Here is a 19,278-nt window from a genome sequence, read left to right as displayed (position 1 = left end):
GGATGATACCCAGTGAACTCAGCCCAAGAACTCAAAGTTGTCAATCTATCGCAAGTAAGCGGCAGCGTCGAAGAGCAGTACCGCAACGTAGTCGTCAGTACTGTCAATGAAAGCTGTCTTCGGCTGGCCGTGTTCACCGGCGAATATCAATGGCATTATCACCCGACCTCCGACGAGCTGTTTATTGTGCTGGAAGGCGAGCTGCTCATCGATTTCCATGACCGCGATACCGTATCTTTGAAAGCCAACGATTCCATCACCATTCCCGCCGGAGTCGTTCACCGGACCAGATCGAACGTACGAACGGTTAATCTGTGCTTCGAGCATACGGACGCCGACACGGTGTTTATTTAAGGATCTTACAGAAAATATGGAGGATTCCCTGTGGTTAAAGTCGGCATATTAGGGACGGGATTTGGAAGACAGCATGCGGAATTTTATAAAAAAATAAAGGGGTTTGAGGTCGTTCTCATCTATGGTCGGGATGAAAACAAATTAAGAGAGATCAATGAGACGCTGAACATTGGAACGACGACGGATATATACGAAATCATTGAACATGAGGAAATCGACGTCGTTGATATTTGCTTGCCTACCCCTCTTCATGCCAAATGGGCCATTGAAACATCAAAGCATCGAAAGCATGTTTTTTGCGAAACACCACTATGCTGCCAAATGGATGAGGCTGAAAATATTTTACATACCTCCGAACAGTATCAAAGACACGTATTTGTGGACTTGTTTTTTAAATTTTCGACGCCCCACCATATCACGATAAACAAAATCCAAAACCTTGAATTCGGTGAAGTAATCTCATGTCGCTCGTATAATAAAACCGCTCCGGTTTGGGGAAATCTGGGATTGCAAAAAAACGTTTCCGATTTCCACATCCATAATTTTGATTTCCTGATCGAGATTTTGGGGATGCCTGAACATGTCGTCTCCAATGGGATAGATTTGGGGGACCAATCGATCGCAATCACAACATTAAACTATGAAAATAAATTCGCCGTTGTTGAGAGCTACACCAATTTACCGAAGAACTCTCCGTTTTGTGTAGGATTTGAGGTGATTTGTGAAAAAGGTTCTATCAAGTTTGATGCTGAATATGGTACAAACACAAGAGAAGAATTTGCGATTTATTATCGAGATGGGAGCAAAGAAGTGCTAACTCCCCAAATGAAGGATGATTACGAGCAAGTCTTACATCATATTAAGGATTGCTTGGACCATAACAAAAAGAGCAAGTTTCTCGATATTACATCCGCCATTCAGGCGATCAAGATACGGGACGCCGTATTCAAGTCTTTAGAAGCAAAAAATCTATTTCAATAAACTTTTTTAGTAAATCGTTTTAAAAATTAATGACATTAGACGATATAGTAAAATAAGGATTGCTTTTACAATAAAATCACGGAGGAGGATATTTTCATGCGCGTTTCCCTAGACTTACGGTCTTCGTTTGTCGGCGCACATGGTAATCACACGTACGCTCGGCGATCCAATGCGAACGAACAGCAGGAGCACAGGCAACAGCAGCAGGACAAGGTTACCATCCGCAAGCCTTTCCTTAACGGTCCCGGCCAAAAAACGGCGGCCTCAGCACTGGAGCGGCTAATGGAACAAAAGCAAGGGCTGATGGAACGACGAGGCAACTATTTAAGCGAGGCTTTGAAAAAAGGCACCAGTGCGGAATCGATGAAAGCGGAACTCGAAAACATCGACAAGCAAATCCGGGAGCTGGAAGAACAAATGAGAAAAATCCAGCTCGAAGAGCAGCGGAAGGCAGCGGGATTAGACGAAGAGAGCAAGAAAAAGGGCGAGAAGTCGAACGCCTCCAGTCCTGGCGGCAGCTACCCAAATGAACGATCCCAAGAGGATTCTGTTTTATCTCCAAACACAATGCAAGCGGTTGTGTCCGCGAGCCAAGAGAAGCAGAATTTCGGCCGCATCAAGATGGCGCAAAATACGCTACGAACGGAGGCTAAAGGCTGGGAACACAGTAACCCTGCGCGCTCAAGCGAATTGAAGGAAAAAGCCGAGAACTTAAACGGCAAGCTTATGGAACAGTCCGGTAATATCGCAAGCGACCTCACTAAAGCGGTCCGGGAGGACGACAAGATCGCTTCCGCCAAGCCCGCCAAACAAACGAAGGAAGAAGAAAGCTCGGATAAGCCGCAGCAATCCGGGAGGAGACAGCTGACGGCGCAAGAAATCGAAACGTACTCGGAGAAGCGTAAAGGAAATAAATCACCCGCCGGAACAATCGTGAACTTGACGCTGTAAGCTCAATCGTACAAGAGCGAGATTCCGACACAAAAAACTTTCAAAATAAAGCACATTTCTAGATAGGAAGGGGCAGCATACAGCGGCTGGCCTCGTCCTTCACGAAAGGTGCTTTTTTCCGTCCGCCTTGGGGTCTAAATCCAAAAATAGCGAAACCATGGAAAACCCTCGTCGTAAGCATATAAAAATAGATGAGGAGTGGTACACCAATGTGGAAGCCTGTGGATACCCGATTTTACGCCAAACGGTTGCCTGTTGCGATCGCTGCGATCGACGACGGCGGCGAGGCCAATTTTATTCGTACGGTCCTGGAACAATTCAATACGGTTACGCTGTTTCATGCGATCGGCACACCAGGGGATTTTCTGCAAGTGATCGGGCAAGGAGAAGAAAACGCCCCGCCGTACCTTATTATTAGCGCTCATGGGGACAAGGGCGGGATTATTTTCGGCGAATATATCGAAGAAATCGACGTTTCGAGCTTGCACGATGAGGTTATGCTTCCGGAGACGATAGGCCAAGCGATCAACCTGCCGGGAACGGTTGTTATCAATACGGCCTGCTCGGCGGGCGTGGAAGAAGCGGGAAAAGCTTTTATGCAAGGAAACCTTAAAGCGTATATCGCCGCCGATGAAGATGTTTCGGGAGAAGCGGCCGCGCTGTTCATCATGCACTTTTTCCATCGGTTGATCAAGATGGAATCGCTGGAAGAGGCATGGCAGCACGCAGCCGCTTACGACGAGGAAAGTCGCGCCTACCGGTTGTACGTACAGGACGGCTTCTATCAGTTAACGCCGGAGGGACAACCTAGTAAAACCACCTATTAAGCTTGGAATACTCCCCCTGGAGGTGAGCCGGATCGAAACGATCGTTTATTTCGTAAGACATGCGGAATCGCTTTATATTGCCGGTGAGGAACGATTGAGGGGATTGACGGATAAAGGAAGGGCCGATGCGATAAAAGTAAAGGATATCCTCCTCCATGAGCCTGTCGATCTGTTGATTTCCAGCCCGTATGCAAGAGCCGTTCTGACCATCCGGGAATTGGCCGACCATCTGCACAAGGAAATTGTTCCGGAAGAGGATCTAAGAGAACGACAGTTGTCCGGGGAAGACTTATTTCTCCCGAAAGACCGGTTCATCCAATCGAAAAAGCAGCTGTACGACGATCCGACCCTCGCTTTCCCGGGCGGGGAATCCAGCGAACAGGCGCAGGAGCGAGCCGTTAAGGTATTAGCCTGGTATCTGGAGCAATATTCGGGCAGATCGATCGTCGTAGGCACGCATGGAGATATTATGACGCTGATGTTATTTTAACCCGGCATATCACTTTGATTTCTGGGAATCGACGACCATGCCGGATATTTATAAGCTAGAGTTTCAAGGCAAAGCTTTATCGAACGTGACGAGATTATGGGAGTAATCCTGAAACAGTCTGGGGAGGAAAACGAATGCTGCGGTTATTTCGCTACAACTGGATGATACGGGACGAATGGTTTGAGACCTTCGGGGCACTAAGCGAGGAAGAGCTGCTGCGCGAACGCACCGGCGGAGTCGGCTCCATCCTGAAGACACTGTTTCATATCGTCGATGTGGAGTGCAGCTGGATTCGGACCATCAAGGGCGGGCCGGACCCGGAGCCTGCCTTCAACGACTTCGCGAGCTTGGACAAGGTCCGGCAGCTGTCCGCGCAGTATCGGATCGAAGTCGAGGACTTTCTCGTACATTGGACCAATGAGTCCGATGGCGAACCTGTCACGACCGGGATGGAAGAGACGTTTACCCAAGGTGAAATTTTAAGACATGTGGTCGCCCATGAAATCCACCATGTCGGACAATTGTCCGTCTGGGCCAAGAAATTGGGCCTGCAGGCGGTATCGGCAAACTTCATCCGCAGAGGCTTATAGATAGGCAACCGCTGACTCACTGGGGCCAGCGGTTGCCTGAGCCGCGGGGCAAAGCCCGCCCCTCTATCTCCTCTCGACGTGCACGCGCAGGCCCACCTCGAACATCCGGCTCCACGGCATGCGGCAGTCGTCAATCACGACGCGGTGCCCTTCGTCGTCGATCTGCTCCCGGGCAAACCGCTGCAGCTCCCGCTTCACAAGGTCCGCCACCGCCCCACGCTCTCCGTCGACCGAGAAGTACGTATGTCCCATGGACGGCAGGCACGACTGGGTGACCTGCTGACGGACGGAAGCGCAGTAGCCCGCGTCCTCTACGAGCCGCAAGGCCAAAAAATCGCGATGGCCCGGCGTATCGCCGTATAAGTAATAAATGAGCCCCTGCGCGAGGCACGTGCCGAGCGTATTGCCGTTGGTGTTCCAGCCGGCATAGGCAGCCAAGCGGAACAGCAATCCCTTCTGCCGCAGCAGCGCAAGCAGCTCCAGATCGGAGCCGTTGGCATAGGCGACGTCGGCGATCAGACAAGGCTTTTTCCAGCGGTGAACGACCTCGTGCGCCACTTCGGTCAATTCGACGAGGTTCCGCAGCACGGTATATCCGCGGTTCGGATTCGGCAAGGCCTGCTCACCGGCTTCGACCATCTGCTCTCCCGGCGAATTCACACACAGAACCAGATCTGCTTCGCTGACGGAGGAAGCCATCGTCGCGCCCGCCGCCAGAACGTGGCATTTTAGCGTCTCGTACAGCATCCGGTCTTCGTACAACGGCGTCACGAACGGACCCTGCACACTTGAAAAATGCGGGTAAATGAGCGGCCGGACGCCCATAAACCCGTTGAACATGCGGGTGAGCAGCGTACAGCCGACCTCGTCGGCTCCCGGGTACATATAGACCTGAAGCTGCAGGCTCAGGCTCCGGATATGCTCGCGCACGCGCTGCTGGTCTACGGCCGTCAGCCCGAAGGGCGCCGAGTCGTCCTGCGGCACGATCATGAAGTCGACGATCCGCTCCTTCACCAGCTCGACCGCCCACCGGTTGACCTGCAAATTAACGTCACGGCGCTCTATATAATCCTGCCATACGACGTCAGGGATAGCCGTATCCAGCCGCTTCAGCTCCGCAAGCTCCTTCTCGTCCGCCAGCCCAAGCTCAGCCCGGTGCCGGAGAACCCCCCGCCGGAAAATGTCCTTCCCCCACGCTTCGTAATAATCCGGTTCCTCGTCGCCGCTCGAATAGCTCGGACAGCGCATGATCAGGTTGAAGGCATACAGCCGCAGCTTCGGATTGATTTGCTTCAGCTTGCGCAGCCTATCCAACCGCTCCCGGCACGGCTCCGGGGACAGCTGATGCAGTCTCGAAGGCACGATGCCGCCGTACACCAGCGTATCCAGCGACACGATCGCGCCGTCGGCTTCGGCCGCCCGCTCGAACAGCCACGCCCACAGCCGCTCCACGTCCGCAGGCGATTTTTTACGCCCCATCGCCTCCGGCTCCGGCCTCACAACCCGAAAATCCGTACCGGCGGCCAGATCGGCCGGAAAATCGAAGTTGCACGGACGTTCGTCCAGCGGAACGTACAGTATGGTTCGCATGGCTTCCCCCTCCCCCGGCCGCGTCATCTCTAGCCGCTCTCCCGAATAGCATGCACGAACCGCTCGGTAATGTGCTGCGGACGGGTAATCGCCCCGCCGATGACGACAAACTGCGCACCTGCGTCCAGCGCTCGCTTGACGTCCTCCGGCTTGCCGTATCTTCCTTCCGCTACAACCGGAACTTGCACGGCTGCGGCCAAGCGGGCCACCAGCGCAATGTCCGGCTCGGCCGATTGCGCGCTGTACGGCGTGTAGCCCGACAACGTCGTCGATATCCAGTCGACGCCGAGCTGCGCGGCGTACCGCCCTTCCTCCTCAGTCGAAATATCCGCCATAATCAGGATGTCCCGCCGCTTAAGCTCCTTCACCGTATCCGCCAGCGTCCGTCCGTCAGGCCGCGGCCGGTTCGTACCGTCCAGCGCAACAATATCCGCGCCGGCCGCATGGACGGCGAGTGCATCCTCCAGCGTCGGCGTAATATACACGTCGCTGCCTTCGCAGCTTCGTTTGTTCAAGCCGATCACCGGTACGGCGACGGCTTGCTTCACGGCAAAAATATCCGCGAGCCCGTTCGCGCGAATGCCGACCGCTCCGCCAAGCACGGCCGCTTTGGCCATCTCGGCCATATGGTGGGGGCCGAACAGCGGCTCCCCCTCATACGCTTGACAGGAGACGACCAGGCCTCTCTCCGTAACTCTTTGTCTCATCTTATGATCTCCCAACCGCAAATAGGATGCTAAAACCGGATTTCCTCGCCCGACTGGGCCGATTCGTAGATGCCGCACAGCATTTTCATCATTTCCACGCCGTCCTGCACCGGGCTGATCGTCTGCTCCCGGCCTTGGCAGCAAGCGATGAAATGGTCGATTTCGTTCTGGAAGCCGCGTTCGAAATCGAACGACAAGTGATCGATCTGCGGCGTGACGTTCAAGATCGTATCGTGCCGCTCCGTGACAATCGTCAGCTCCGGCTCCACTTCGACCCCGCCTTTGTCCCCGTACAATTTGACGGCGAATTCGTCCTTCTTGGTCTGAAGCGTGAAGCTGACATCAACGAGCAAGGAAGCTCCGTTCTCGAAACGGATCATCGCGTTGGCCAGATCCTCCACCGTATTGTGCTCGTTGTAGTCGGCTGCCTTATAGTAATCCAAATGTTGAATATGACTCCGGTTACCCAGCTTCCGGTACGCATTGCCGCTGATCGATTTGACCTTCGGCTTGCCCATCAAGTACCAGCACAGATCGATGATATGAACGCCGAGATCGATGAGCGGGCCTCCGCCCGAGCGCTCGATGTCGGAGAACCAGCCGCCCGGATTGCCGAGCCGGCGCAAGCAGGTCGCTTTCGCGTAATAGATTTCGCCCAGCTCGCCCGCATCGATGAACTTCTTCAGCACGCGCACATTGGTGCCATACCGGCGCACATAGCCGATTTGCAGCGTCTTGCCGCTTCGGCCGACCGCCGCCTCCACCTGAAGCGCTTCCTCCACCGTCTTGCACAGCGGCTTCTCGCACAGCACGTGCTTGCCCGCCTCCAAGGCGGCGATGCTGATCGCGGCGTGGCTGTTGTTCCATGTGCACACGCTCACCGCGTCGATGTCTGGATCGGCAAGCAGCTGCTTGTAATCCGTAAATACTTTTCCCGCTCCGTAGGCTCCCGCCTTAGTTTTCGCCCGCTCCCCGTTCAAATCGCAGATCGCCGCAAGCTCCACCTCCGGGTTGCCCGCATAAGCCTTCAAATGCATTTCCGAAATACTTCCCGCTCCGATAACACCAATTCTCACTTTACTCATGACGAATCCTCCCGATCCGAATATGTTCAAGCTCAAAATTTACAGTTCCTTCCACATTGCACGAACATAATCCATGCCGATTCTGGCTCCCTGCCTGCAATCTTCCATGCCTTCAAACTCGATGGACACGTATCCGTCGTAGCCCGACGCCTTGACGATGCGCAGCACCTCCGGCATATCGATGTCGCCCTGACCGACAATCGCCCCGCGCAAATAGCTGCCGCCCGCCGACCGGAACCATCCTTCGCCGGGATTCCGGTACGAAGGCCGGACGTAAAAATCTTTCACATGCACCATCGAGGCGATGGGAATATTTTTGCTGACGGCCGGAACGGACAGCTCGTCGACGCACAGGAAATTGCCGACATCCAGCGTCGTCCGGAAATTGTCCCGGCCCACCCGTTCCACTAAGCGCTGCACCCGGTCGCTGTGCTGGATGTAGTACCCGTGATTTTCCACACTGGTAACGATTCCGTACGAAGCGGCATGGTCGGCTACCTGACGGCAAGCCTCCGCCACCCGCTCCAGATCGGCCTCGAACCGGGAGATCGTCGTTTCCGGCAGCGGCCGGGACGCCGCATCGTGCCGCATGAGCCGGATGCCCATGCGATGCGCAAGCTCGACGTGCTTCTTGACCCGCTCGATTTCCGCCAAGTACGCCTCATCGGATTCCGTTACGAAATTCGCGCCGATCGCGTAATTGGACAGCTCGATGCCGCACTGCGCCGCTTTTTCCCGGATCCGGTCCGCCAGCTCCGGCTGCTCCAGCAGGTCGTACTCCAGCGGCACGATTTCCGCGTGCTCGCCCCCGTTCTCCGCAATCCATTCGATAATGTCCAGGATGGTCCAGCCTTCGCGCTGCACCGCCTGATACAAGCTGTAGGAGCTGATGCCCAGCTTCATTGTCAATTCCTCCCCGGATGCTGCTTTTGGTTATTTCATCCCCGTGATGGAGATGCCCTCGATAAACTTTTTCTGCACGAAAAAGTACATAATGATGATCGGAACGGTGAACAAGGTCGAGGCCGCCATCAGCTGCCCCCAAGCTACTTGATTCTCGCGGATGAACTGCTTCAGCCCGATGGACAGCGTCCACTTCTCCGGATCGTTCAAATAAATGAGCGGGCCCTGAAAATCGCCCCACGCCGCCAGAAACGTGAACAGCCCCACAGTCAAGATCGCCGGCTTCGCCAATGGAAGAATAATTTGCGCATAAATGCGGAACTCCGAAGCGCCGTCGATCTTCGCCGACTCCGTCAGCTCGTGCGGGATGCCCATAAAAAACTGCCGCACCATGAAAATGTAGTACGCCATGCCGGTGCCGAACCACGAGGAGAGCACGATCGGCCAGTACGAATTGATCAGATCCAGCTTGTTGAACAGCACATAAAGCGGAATCATCGTCACTTGAAAAGGAAGCATCAGCGTGCTCATCATGACAAGGAAAAGCGCATTTCTGCCCTTAAACTGAATCCGAGCGAAGCCGTAAGCGACTAGCGGCGCGATGACGACAACGCCGAGCACGCAAAGGCCGGAAATCAGCACCGTATTCATCGTATATTGGAAGAACGGAATGGCCTTCATCGCATTGACGTAGTTGCTCCACTGGACCGTCTCAGGCCACCACCGGACCGGCACGACGAAGATTTCTTCATCGGTTTTGAGCGACGTAATGACCAGCCAGACGAACGGCAGCAGAAACAGCAGGCCGACGAGCACGAGCGGCAGATGCGTCACCCAGCTTGGGCGCGCCCCGAGAGCTCGCTTTCGCTTATTCCGGCTAACGGATAAGGAAGACGTTGCGGCAGTTGCCTTGGACATTAGCGCTCACCTCCGTAATACACCCAACGGGCCGATGTTTTAAAGACCAGAAAGGTCAGCAGGAAGACGATAACGAACAGCACCCAGGCCATCGCCGACGCGAAGCCCATCCGCAGGAACGAGAACGCCGTCTGGTACAAGTACACCGCGTAGAACAAAAGCGAATTTTCCGGTCCGCCGATCGCCTGCCCGTTGCCGTCCGCGAACACGTAGCCTTGCGTGAACATTTGCAGCGCCCCGATGACGCCCATGATGACCTGAAACAGCGTCATCGGCGAGATCGCCGGCAGCGTGATGTGGCGGAACTTTTGCCAGGCGTTGGCTCCGTCGATCTCCGCCGCTTCGTAATACATGCGCGGCACGTCCTGCAGGGCGGCCAAGTACATGATGCTCGCCGTCCCCGTTCCCCAGAAGCCCATCAGGATCAGCGCGGGCTTCGTCCATTGCGGCTCCAGCAGCCAGACGGGCTGCGGCAGTCCCAGCATGCCGAGCAGCTCGTTGATCAGCCCATACTGCGCGTTCAGCAGCCACATCCACAGCAGCGTCGCAGCCACCGTCGGCACGAGCGTAGGCAGAAAATATATCGTACGGTAGAGCGATTTTCCCTTAACGTCTTTGTTGAGCAGCATGGCAATGCCGAGCGCGAACGCCAGATGCGGGAACAGCCCGAACACCGCCATAAAAAGCGTATTGTACAGCGATTGCCAAACCTTGCCGTCCGTGATCAGCTCCGCGTAATTCGACGCGCCCGCCCACTGCGGGGCTTCGAACAGGTTGTACTCCGTCAGACTGTAATAGAACGAAGATATGATCGGCAGCAGTTGAAACAGCAAAAATCCGATCAGCCACGGACTGATAAAGCACAACCCGACGAGGAGACGCTGGCGCTCTCTGCGCTTGATTCCGATTCGATTGACTGCATCCATCTCCGGTCCTCCTCTTCTTCGATGTTTGGGGCGCGCAAAGCTGTATGGTAACCAATGTGCACGCCCCGACGTTCTTATTTCTTGTTCGCTTTATCCGCTTTCGGCTGGATTTTGGTCACAACGTTGTCCATCGCCTGCTGCGGTGTGATCTGGCCCTTGAGCGCTTTTTCCGTTTCTTCGTTCAGCGCCTGCAAATATTCGTTGATATAGACGCTGTTCGGAAACCCGTTCAGGTTCGCGCTCTTCGCGCTCTCGTAAAATTCCCACAGCGACTTCGTCGCTTCATTCTTGGTCAGCTTCGGATTATCCAGCGCGCTCAGCAGCACCGGAATCGTCTTCGCTTTGGTCGCGTACTCGATCTGCACATCCTCCGACAAGAAATACTGCATCACTTTCCAGGCCGCTTCCTTGTTCTTCGCTTTCGCCGGGATGAACATCGCTATCGGGCTGACCATGCCCGCGTTCTTCAGCTCGGGCCGGTCTTTCGGATAAGGGAACGGCGCAACGCCGATCGCTCCGCCTTCGCCGCGCTTGTCGTTGTACATGTTCTCCCAGCCGATCATCATGCCGAGCTTGCCGGTGATGAGCGGGTCCTGCGGCGTGTCGGCCTTGCCCATGCCGGATTTGAACTTGGAGATGCCCTCGCTGCCGAACTCCTTGTAATACTCCGTCTGGTAAGCGATCGCATCGACGTTCGCCTTTTGGGCGGCCGTCAGCTTGCCCTTGCCGTCATCCCAGGAGCCGCCGAAGATGATCGGCCAGAAGACGTTGTCGATCCACGGATAGTCGGGGATGAAGCCGACCTGCTCGTAGCCGTTTTTGCCGTCCTTCTTGGTCAATTTTTTCGAAACTTCGAACATCTCCTCAAGCGTTTCCGGCGGCTTGGAAATGCCCGCGTCCTGAAACATCTTCTTGTTGTAGTACAGCCGGCTTGCCATGCTCATCGAGATCGGGAAGCCATATACTTTGCCGTCCACCTTCATGCGCTCCAAGGCGGCGGGAATGATTTTCTTCGTATCGAAATTCGCCTGCTTGACATAATCGTCAAGGTTCAGCACCGCGCCCGCTTCGGACCATGGGCCGATGTTGTTCCAGAACGTGAACATCAGATCGGGCGCACTGCCGCCGGAGATCGCGGTGAGCTGCTTTTGCGGGTCCTGGTTGCTCAGCGCTTTGACCGTGATTTCGTTCTGACTGGCGTTGAAAGCCGACACCATCTGATCGAGAACGGCCGCTTTATCGCCGGTGTAATGGTTCCAGAGCTGAACCGTTACTTTCCCTTCTGCCTTCCTGTCGCCGGAAGCAGCTCCCGACCCGGACCCCGTTCCGCCCGCGTCCTTGCCCCCGGCGCATCCGCTAAGTCCTGCCGCCGCCAGCACGGTCGCCAGCAGCGCCGTCATCGTTTTATGCGTTGTATTCCGTTTCATGTCAGCCACCCTTTCGATCATATGTTTACGCTTCTCCGCCACCACGTGCCGGTACGCTCCGGGCTTTCCGCTTCAGGCGGGTAAATCTTAAAATAGTTGCCTGCCCCGACACCTTCAGCTTATCGGACAAGATTAAATGAAAACCACCTCCTACAATGAATATAAAAACGGAATATTCCTCCACAAAAGGGCATACTTCGGGACCATTTTCCTCCGTCTGCACGAATTCGCTGCACTTGGGTGCCGGCCGTGGCTTCCCTCTCTACGTTGAAATATCGGACCTAGAGAGGGTGGCTTCGCGTCGCGAAGCGGTCTCCACCGCCGTGCGGCCGCTTCTTATCTTGCCGCGCCGGACTCGTCAGCGCCGCTTGCTGCGCAGAAACGTGTCGATCTGGCGCTGCAGCTCCGACCCGATCGCCTCCAGCAGAGCACCGGCTTCGGCTTCGAACCGCGGCATCGCTTCCTCCGGGTCGAGCACTCCGTTAAACAGCGGCGTGTAGTACTCCGCCTCGATTCTTGCGTACGCGTTCAGCTCGTTCTGTACCGGGGTTCCGTCGAACTGGAACCCGGTCAGCAGATCCGGCGTAAAATGCTCCGCCCGCCGAATAAACCAGTCCAGCGCCTCGGTGCGGTCATCAGTCGCCGGAACGCGGTCGTCGTCCGGGTTCCACAGCCAGACGTACGGGAACTGCTGATAGCCGCTTTTCAGCGTCCGGTAACGGTCACTCCCTACGGGCTCCCAATGGACGCCCGGAAGTCCGTACGCCAGCAGGTCGTAGTTGTCCTTCTCGTTGGCCCAATTGAGGAACTGGATCGCTTCCTCTTTATGCTTGCTGGTCACCGGAACCGCGATAAAATTCCATTGGGCAAAATTCGACAGATTCGCTTTCGGAATGTCCTGATAAAAAGTCACGCTCTCCAGCTCTCCACCACTTGCATGCTGCTTGAGCTTTTCCCGATTCCCCTCGTCAACCGAGAACGAGCCTGCCGGGAAGATCGCTGCCTCGCCTGAGAAGCCCGGGTCTTGAAAATCTTTGATGCCAAGCACGTTCGGATGCATGACGCCGTCCACATACAGCCGGCGCGCCTCGCGAATCCAGTCGCGGACCGGCGAATCCTTTTCACGAAACAGATTGTGCACCTTGCCGTCATTACGCTGGTAGTACAGCATCAGGCTGCTGCCCAGCGCCTGCGTCGGCCGGATCTGGCTCTGGACATCATCGTAATGCCGGAACGCCGCCTGGCTGTAGAGCTGCTGCGACGTATTCCCAGCCGCGATCAGCGGCACGATGTCCGGCTCCTTCTGCTTCAGAAGATAAGCGAACCGGATCAGCTCTTCGTAGCTTTGGATCGGCGGCACGCCAAGCTTCTCGCGAAGGTCCTTGCGGACAAAATACGAGTGGCCCATCGCATAGGAGACGCCGAGCGGGATCGCCATAATTTTGCCGCCGTACCGGTTGGCCTCCCACATCGGCCGGGGCCGCTTGGCGAGGATCGTCTCGCCGTACTTCTCCAGCAGCACGTCGAGCGGCTCGTAGTAGCCGCTCGAGATCATCTCGCTCAAATGCAGCCACGGCGCGTCGAACACGAGATCGATCTCCTCGCCCGAAGCCAGCGCCACCTGCGATACCCGGCCGAAGTCGTTCCATGGCACGAACTTGATGTCCAGGCTCACGTTGAGCGTTCCCGCCAGACGCCGCTGCGCTTCCTTCAGCACAAGGTCGTAATCGGCGGCCCGATCGCCCGGGAGCATGATCCGGAGCGTCACCGGAGAAGGTGTGGCGGCAGGGGCCGTCCGGCCCGCATCGGAAGCGGAGGACCCTCCGCACCCCGCAGGCAAGAGAAGCGCAGCGAGCAAGCATCCCCATCGCAGCGAACGGTTCATTCCGCTTCCCCTCCTTCCCCTTCGGTATGGTGCAGCCGGTATTGGTTCGGGGTCAGCCCCGTCGCTTTTTTGAACGCCGTAAAATAATGGCTCCGCGTCAAAAATCCCGAACGCTCCCCGATATCCGCCACCGACATGGTTGTCGTGACAAGCAGCTCCTTTACCTTCTCGATCCTAGTGTTCAGGATGTAGTTCGAGAGCGACACGCCGCGCACTTCCTGGAAAATGCTGCGGGCATACTTGGCCGACAGCGAAACATGCTCCGCAATCGCTTCGACGGACAGCATCGGATCGTGTATATGGTACAGTACGTAGTTGATCATCTCCTCCGCAAGCTTCTCTTTCCGGTCGCCCCCTTTGCGGGAGCCGAGCTGGTCCATGACGGCGAACAGCTCCGCCTCCAGCCAGTGGCGCGCCTCCTGCAGCGTCGAGAACCGGTCGAGCTGTTTGTCGATGCCGTCTACGCCCTGCAGCGCCCGAAGCTTGTCGAATTCCTTCATGATCGTAAATAAAATGACGGTCAGCCTTACCTTGCATTCGGAGTATTTGACCGCCGCCATCTGCCCGAACAGCTCCTCCAGCAGCAGGACGACCTGGTCCTTCTTCCCGGACTTGACCGCGACAAGCAGCTTGTCGAGGCTCTTCGGATCGGATAACGGCTGCAGCAGCCGAACGTAGCTTTCGTAATCGCCTTCCGTGTACACCTTGTCTTCGCCGCTGATGAACTTGAGCAGCGTAAGCTCCAGAACGAAGTCGTAGACGGAGCGTAGATCGTCCTCCAAGTGCTTCAGATCGCTCACCGCTATGGTCACCTGAAGCCGGACATACGTGGCAATATGCCCCTTGATCGTTTCCAGCAGCTTGCGGACTTCGGCATCGTCCCGATCCAGTCCGATCAGGAAGACGATGTGATCGCTGGCCAGATCGATCGTCTCCAGCGCCCCACCCTCGCCCGAGATGATCTCTCCGGCAATGTTGCCCATCGCGTATTTGAGCAGTTGGCGGGAAGCAAAATCATACGTTTCGGCAACGTCCCGGTACGCATCGATTTTGACGACGGCGAGCCGGATGAGATCCGACGCCAGAAGCTCCGATTCCCGGGCAATCCCTTCCCGCAGCGTCCGGTTCATTCTTCCCTGCAGCAGCCACTGGCGCAAATATTCCGCCTTGAGCAAGCCGGAATGGCCGCGAAGCGATTGGTGCATTTCGTCGACCCGGCTGGACAGCAGCTCGATCCCGCTTTTCAAAATGCTGTACTCGTCGCCTGCAGCTGGGAGGGCCAGCGCGGAATGGCGCGACTCCTGCACGATGCGACGCTGCAACTGGTCCGCCAGTCTGCGGAACGGCTTCACCATCCGGCGGGAATTCCAGAATGCCGCCAGCAGCAGCAGGACGAGCAGCAGCAGCGAGTAGCCGACGATTTTCGTCTGGAACGCTTGCGCTTGACGCTTAAACGCTTTCAACTCGGTTAACGAATACACCGTCCATTTCTGCGAAGCCAGCGGTGCGGAATTGACAAACAATTGCATCCCGCGCACGGTCATAACCTGCGTCTCCGAATTCGCTGGCTTCAGGCGGCGCAGCTCGTTCAGGATGGCCGCGTCGTTCTCCGTGGTGCCCAGCACATTCCGGCCTTGGCCGTCCACAATCATCAGATCCATGCCGGGCTCCTTGTTCAGACCGAGCAGATTTTCCTGCAGCGCCCTGTTATCCAACAGGAGCACAAGATAGCCGCGATGGTCTTTCCTGGCCGGCGTGGACGGAACGATGAGCGCAAGATAAGGCTCGCCGCCGGTTTCATGATAAAAAAACTGCAAAAAAAGCGGCCGGTCCTCCCGGATCTTCTTCAGCATCGCCGCATCCCCGAATTTCTCGAACGAAACGAGCCCCTTGAGCGAATCGATCGCCTGCTCCTTGTGGACGTTCACCAGATAGGCGCGCTTGATAAACGGTTCGGTCGACATATAGTTCGTCAGCGCATGAAGCGCATCCATGTCGTCCAGCGGACTGCGGCCAGACGATTGGAGCCATTCCTGCACCGTGCTGTCCTGATACATATGTAGCCCGTACGCTTTGAGCTTGTTCAGCAGAAACTCGGTGCGGCTTGCCGTTTGCAGCATCGTATCGCGGTTGAACAGATCCATTTGCGAGTAGGCGTATTTCGAGAACTGGTTCGCCAAAAACATGGAGAACGGAATAATGATCATCGTAAAAATCATTCCGATCCACAAATAAATCCGAACGTAGTTCTTGGAAAATAAATGTCGCATCGTCCAACCTTCCTTGCGAGTCTGTCGTCGTAGTCACCGTCCTCATTATACTATACATCCGATGGCGGACATCCGTATTGGACGGATCGAGGCATGGCAAGTTGGCGTATTGGATTTCCTGCCCACATTGTAGCATTCGCCCTCCGGATTCGCCCAGTTCTCATTTGCCCAAAACGGTTCTCAAATGGCGGAAACCCGCTATCTTCAAGGCTTCCGCTCAAGTTCCGCACGGTGTTTTCCGGACGGATGCCGTCTTCGATAGCTGCCAAAATGAAAACAGGCGGACGACCGAAGAGATGCTCTTCCAGCCGTTCGCCTGTCCAAAATGCAGCTTTATTTTGAGGGTCCTAACGCGTCTCCGGCCGATGCTCCGGCTGCTCCGTCACGACCGTACCGTCCGCAAGACGCAGCCAGCTCTCGAAGCCGCGCTCGCCTTCGCGCAGCCGGATGATGCGCGCTCCGCGCGGAAAATCGTCCCGGCCGTACGTGTTGTAGCCCGTCGCCCGGCCATAGCACAGGCGGACGCCGTGAAGCGTGCCGCAGTAATCGTTGACGTGGTCGTGGCCCGCGAACGTGCCCATAACGTCGCCCATTTCGACGAGCGCCGCGAACAGTCCCGTATTGATCTTCGGGCAGCACACGTTCTCGTACTTATGCCCGTGGCACACCTCGCGCTCCCATACCTCCGCATATTCCGGCAGCGGGATATGGAAGAAAGCCAGAGCCGGCAGCGGCGTGCCGCCGTTGTCCGACGTATAGGCCGCGGATTGCCGGACGTACCAATCGATCTGGTCGCGGCCAATCCAGCCGTAGCCCTGCACGTGCGGCAGCGTGGACATACAGCCGGAGTCGAAGCCGTACAGCAACGCAGCCGGACGGCCGGACGCATCCCGAACTTCGAGCACGTAGTTGCCTTCTCCGGCAATGTCCGACGGACCGCTCACCGCTAACGCGTATTCGTACCCCGACACTTTGTCCATCAGCTGCCGCCGGGTGATTTTCATCTCGGTATCGTGATTGCCGAAGACGACCGCCCACGGGATGCGCCGCTTCTCGACGACGGAAACCGCCCGGTCGAACCGGCCAAGCGGATCGTCGCACTCCTTGTCCTCGATGACGTCTCCGGTGAAGTAGACGAGGTCCGGCCGCTCCGCTTCGAGAACATGCTCCATTAGCTCCAAGGTGCGCCGGTCCGCGTCGCCTCCGGATTTCATATGCACGTCGGTGAACTGCACAATCGTAAACGTCCGGTCTTCCCGAAAAGTTAAAGCTTGCATTCGAATCGCTCCTCTTCGCTAGTGTTTATCGTATTGTCGGAAGCTGCACATGCTCTTTTGTTGACGAAGATCGATTCCGCCGACGCCGGACCCGCAGGGCCAGATCAGGCCGTCTTCCCCGCCGCTTTCGTTTTATTTTCGTGCTCGAACGGCTTCCATCCCGGCGTCTCGACCTTGACCATACCTGGAAGCACAACCAGCTCCTGCACGACGTGCTCGTATTGCCCGGCCGTCGTCTTGAGCGCCATGCGTACGCTTAAGGCTTGGCGGAAGCCTTCCTCCGTTTCCTTCGCCCGGCTCTCCAGATGCAGCACGGTGACGGAAGCGCCCGCAGCCTTGATCCGGTTCAGCATCGCGCCGAGATTCCCGTCCCCGTCCCAGAGCTCGACCTCTACCTCGCGCTTGCGCTTCGTCTTCGCCAATGCCGCCTTCTCCACCTTGTTCAAGAGGAACAAGCTGACGATGACCGCAGCCGTCGAGACGACGGCCCCGTAGTAAAAACCGGCGCCGACCGCAAGGCCGATCGCCGCTACGACCCATAGCGAAGCCGCGGTCGTCAGCCCCGACACGGTCGGCCCCGTGCGTATAATCGTTCCGGCCCCCAGGAAGCCGATGCCGCTGATCACCTGGGCGGCCAGACGGGCCGGGTCCAGCCTCACGTTCGCTTCGACCGCAAAATCGGAAAAACCGTAGCTCGACAGCAGCACAATCAGAGCCGAGCCCATGCAGACTAGAATATGCGTGCGAAATCCGGCCGAATGCCCGCCGATTTCCCGCTCCAAGCCGATCAGACCGCCTAACACCAGCGCCGTAACAATACGGAGCGTCAGCTCCGCATAGCCGATATGCCACACATCCGGGGTCAACGACAGCTCCATGGGGACCTCCCCTTACCGCCCGAGCGGAACGGCGATCCGTTTCTTCTCGTGCACGTAGATGATTTCCTTGTACCCGGTCCGGGCCAGCAAATCCATCGCCTCGTCCAACTGCGTTCCGATGTCGTCCGGAAAATGGGAGTCCGAGCTCAACGTAATCGGAACGCCGTATTTATGCAAAATGTCCAGAAAAGCCGGACTCGGGCAAGCTTCTTTGACCGGGTACCGGTAAGCGAGCCCGGTATTGATCTCGGTCGCTACATCCGCCTGCTTGAGCGCACGGGCCACATCTTCGTACATCGGCAGCAGCAGCCCCTCCTCCGGCCGGTAATTGAACACCTTCAGATTGTCCAGATGCGCGATAATGTCGAACAAGCCGCTGGAAGCCGCCATTTTCACGTAGTCGAACAATTGCTGGTACAGCGCAAGCAGGTCTTTTTCCTTGAACAGCTCCTGGGTTTCCGGGTTGTCGAAGCCCCAACCTTCCAGAAAATGAACCGAACCGATCACGTAATCCAGCTCGTACCGCGACAGCAGCTCGCCAAGCTCCGCCTCGCCGCCCGGGAAAAAGTCCGCCTCGACCCCGAGCGATACGGGTACGCCCGCGGCCTTCGCCCGGCGCACCGCCTGAAGATACGGCTCGATGGAGCTTACGCAGACACGGTCCAGCCAGTACTGCTGCAGCCGGCCAAGCGGCGTCTCATCCACGATCATATGCCGTTCGTAATACGGCCGGAACTCGGTAAACCGGTACAGATGGTCCACCATCCCGAACCGCTCGATCCCGCGCTGCCGCCCCTGCTCGAAATAAAACGCGAGCCATTCGTCGCTGAAGCAGCCCGCCTCAAGCCGCTGCTGAAGCAGCTCTCCCAGCTTGTTCATCCATTCGAGCGAATGCGGCCGGTCGCCCAGCCGCCCGCTCTCCCGATGCACGTTCTCCAGCGCCCGCGCCGTCCGCTGCAGCCAGCCGGTCGAGTACGGCCCCTCCTCCAGGTGAAAATGAAAATCCAGCTTCATCCCGCTTCCTCCTCACTCTGTCGATTTAAAAAACTTGCGTGAAAAGTCTTCCAACGCTTTTACGATTGACCATCATCTTGTTGTTGATTGTTGCATATATCACTTTATTTATGTGGTTTCTTGTTGATTATTGTAGTCCTTTCTTTATTATCCGTCAATCTCAAAATGAATCGGGCATAGACAATCGATTTTGGAAGGACGGGCA

General features: G+C 56.5%; 18 protein-coding genes. 6 read left to right on the top strand and 12 right to left on the bottom strand.

What is annotated here, in order from left to right:
* Window positions 1–12: 12 nt before the first annotated feature.
* From KQX66_RS08190 to KQX66_RS08165, 6 genes are all read left to right on the top strand, one after another.
* The gene (locus tag KQX66_RS08190; RefSeq protein WP_216791898.1) at window positions 13–354 is read left to right on the top strand and encodes a cupin domain-containing protein; all 342 of its coding nucleotides are present in this window, start codon (window positions 13–15) and stop codon (window positions 352–354) included.
* 30 nt (window positions 355–384) lie between these two features.
* Window positions 385–1,335, top strand: coding sequence for a Gfo/Idh/MocA family protein (locus KQX66_RS08185; protein ID WP_216791896.1), 951 nt, complete (start codon window positions 385–387; stop codon window positions 1,333–1,335).
* Between the two features lie 96 nt (window positions 1,336–1,431).
* On the top strand, window positions 1,432–2,286 hold the full coding sequence (locus tag KQX66_RS08180; RefSeq protein ID WP_216791893.1) for a muscle M-line assembly protein unc-89 Uncoordinated protein 89: 855 nt from the start codon (window positions 1,432–1,434) through the stop codon (window positions 2,284–2,286).
* Window positions 2,287–2,495: 209 nt separating this feature from the next.
* A complete protein-coding gene (locus KQX66_RS08175) occupies window positions 2,496–3,113 on the top strand; it encodes a CHAT domain-containing protein (protein WP_216791889.1) in 618 nt (205 codons plus the stop codon).
* Window positions 3,114–3,135: 22 nt separating this feature from the next.
* A complete protein-coding gene (locus KQX66_RS37325; RefSeq protein WP_308647187.1) occupies window positions 3,136–3,603 on the top strand; it encodes a histidine phosphatase family protein in 468 nt (155 codons plus the stop codon).
* 134 nt (window positions 3,604–3,737) lie between these two features.
* A complete protein-coding gene (locus KQX66_RS08165) occupies window positions 3,738–4,193 on the top strand; it encodes a DinB family protein (protein ID WP_216791886.1) in 456 nt (151 codons plus the stop codon).
* A gap of 63 nt (window positions 4,194–4,256) precedes the next feature.
* Here the strand turns inward: KQX66_RS08165 and KQX66_RS08160 are convergent, their stop codons facing one another.
* The 12 genes from KQX66_RS08160 to KQX66_RS08105 all read right to left on the bottom strand — a co-directional run bounded on the left by KQX66_RS08160 (window position 4,257) and on the right by KQX66_RS08105 (window position 19,073).
* On the bottom strand, window positions 4,257–5,783 hold the full coding sequence (locus KQX66_RS08160; protein WP_253957014.1) for a DUF4127 family protein: 1,527 nt from the start codon (window positions 5,781–5,783) through the stop codon (window positions 4,257–4,259).
* 29 nt (window positions 5,784–5,812) lie between these two features.
* Window positions 5,813–6,490 carry an N-acetylmannosamine-6-phosphate 2-epimerase gene (locus KQX66_RS08155; protein WP_216791880.1) on the bottom strand — a complete coding sequence of 226 codons (678 nt, stop codon included), beginning with the start codon at window positions 6,488–6,490 and terminating at the stop codon, window positions 5,813–5,815.
* Between the two features lie 29 nt (window positions 6,491–6,519).
* On the bottom strand, window positions 6,520–7,575 hold the full coding sequence (locus KQX66_RS08150) for a Gfo/Idh/MocA family protein (protein ID WP_216791877.1): 1,056 nt from the start codon (window positions 7,573–7,575) through the stop codon (window positions 6,520–6,522).
* Window positions 7,576–7,614: 39 nt separating this feature from the next.
* Complete coding sequence (locus KQX66_RS08145) at window positions 7,615–8,478, bottom strand: sugar phosphate isomerase/epimerase family protein (protein ID WP_088830291.1); 864 nt, start codon at window positions 8,476–8,478, stop codon at window positions 7,615–7,617.
* A 30-nt stretch (window positions 8,479–8,508) separates the two neighbouring features.
* Window positions 8,509–9,396 carry a carbohydrate ABC transporter permease gene (locus KQX66_RS08140; protein WP_216791875.1) on the bottom strand — a complete coding sequence of 296 codons (888 nt, stop codon included), beginning with the start codon at window positions 9,394–9,396 and terminating at the stop codon, window positions 8,509–8,511.
* Window positions 9,396–10,322 (bottom strand): carbohydrate ABC transporter permease, encoded by a 927-nt coding sequence (locus tag KQX66_RS08135; protein WP_216791872.1) that lies wholly within the window; start codon window positions 10,320–10,322, stop codon window positions 9,396–9,398. Before KQX66_RS08135 ends, KQX66_RS08140 begins: the two co-directional genes overlap by 1 nt.
* Before the next feature lie 74 nt (window positions 10,323–10,396).
* On the bottom strand, window positions 10,397–11,749 hold the full coding sequence (locus tag KQX66_RS08130; protein WP_216791869.1) for an ABC transporter substrate-binding protein: 1,353 nt from the start codon (window positions 11,747–11,749) through the stop codon (window positions 10,397–10,399).
* 358 nt (window positions 11,750–12,107) lie between these two features.
* Window positions 12,108–13,634, bottom strand: coding sequence for an ABC transporter substrate-binding protein (locus tag KQX66_RS08125; protein WP_216791866.1), 1,527 nt, complete (start codon window positions 13,632–13,634; stop codon window positions 12,108–12,110).
* A complete protein-coding gene (locus KQX66_RS08120) occupies window positions 13,631–15,904 on the bottom strand; it encodes an AraC family transcriptional regulator (protein WP_216791864.1) in 2,274 nt (757 codons plus the stop codon). Before KQX66_RS08120 ends, KQX66_RS08125 begins: the two co-directional genes overlap by 4 nt.
* 347 nt (window positions 15,905–16,251) lie before the next feature.
* Window positions 16,252–17,181, bottom strand: a complete 930-nt coding sequence (locus KQX66_RS08115; protein ID WP_216791862.1) for a metallophosphoesterase family protein — start codon at window positions 17,179–17,181, stop codon at window positions 16,252–16,254.
* Between the two features lie 104 nt (window positions 17,182–17,285).
* On the bottom strand, window positions 17,286–18,059 hold the full coding sequence (locus KQX66_RS08110; RefSeq protein WP_216791860.1) for an MgtC/SapB family protein: 774 nt from the start codon (window positions 18,057–18,059) through the stop codon (window positions 17,286–17,288).
* A gap of 12 nt (window positions 18,060–18,071) precedes the next feature.
* On the bottom strand, window positions 18,072–19,073 hold the full coding sequence (locus KQX66_RS08105; protein WP_216791858.1) for a PHP domain-containing protein: 1,002 nt from the start codon (window positions 19,071–19,073) through the stop codon (window positions 18,072–18,074).
* Window positions 19,074–19,278: the final 205 nt, after the last annotated feature.

Source organism: Paenibacillus oleatilyticus, assembly GCF_018998565.1.
GTDB lineage: Bacteria > Bacillota > Bacilli > Paenibacillales > NBRC-103111 > Paenibacillus_G > Paenibacillus_G oleatilyticus.
This window is presented reverse-complemented; position numbering and strand designations above follow the sequence as displayed.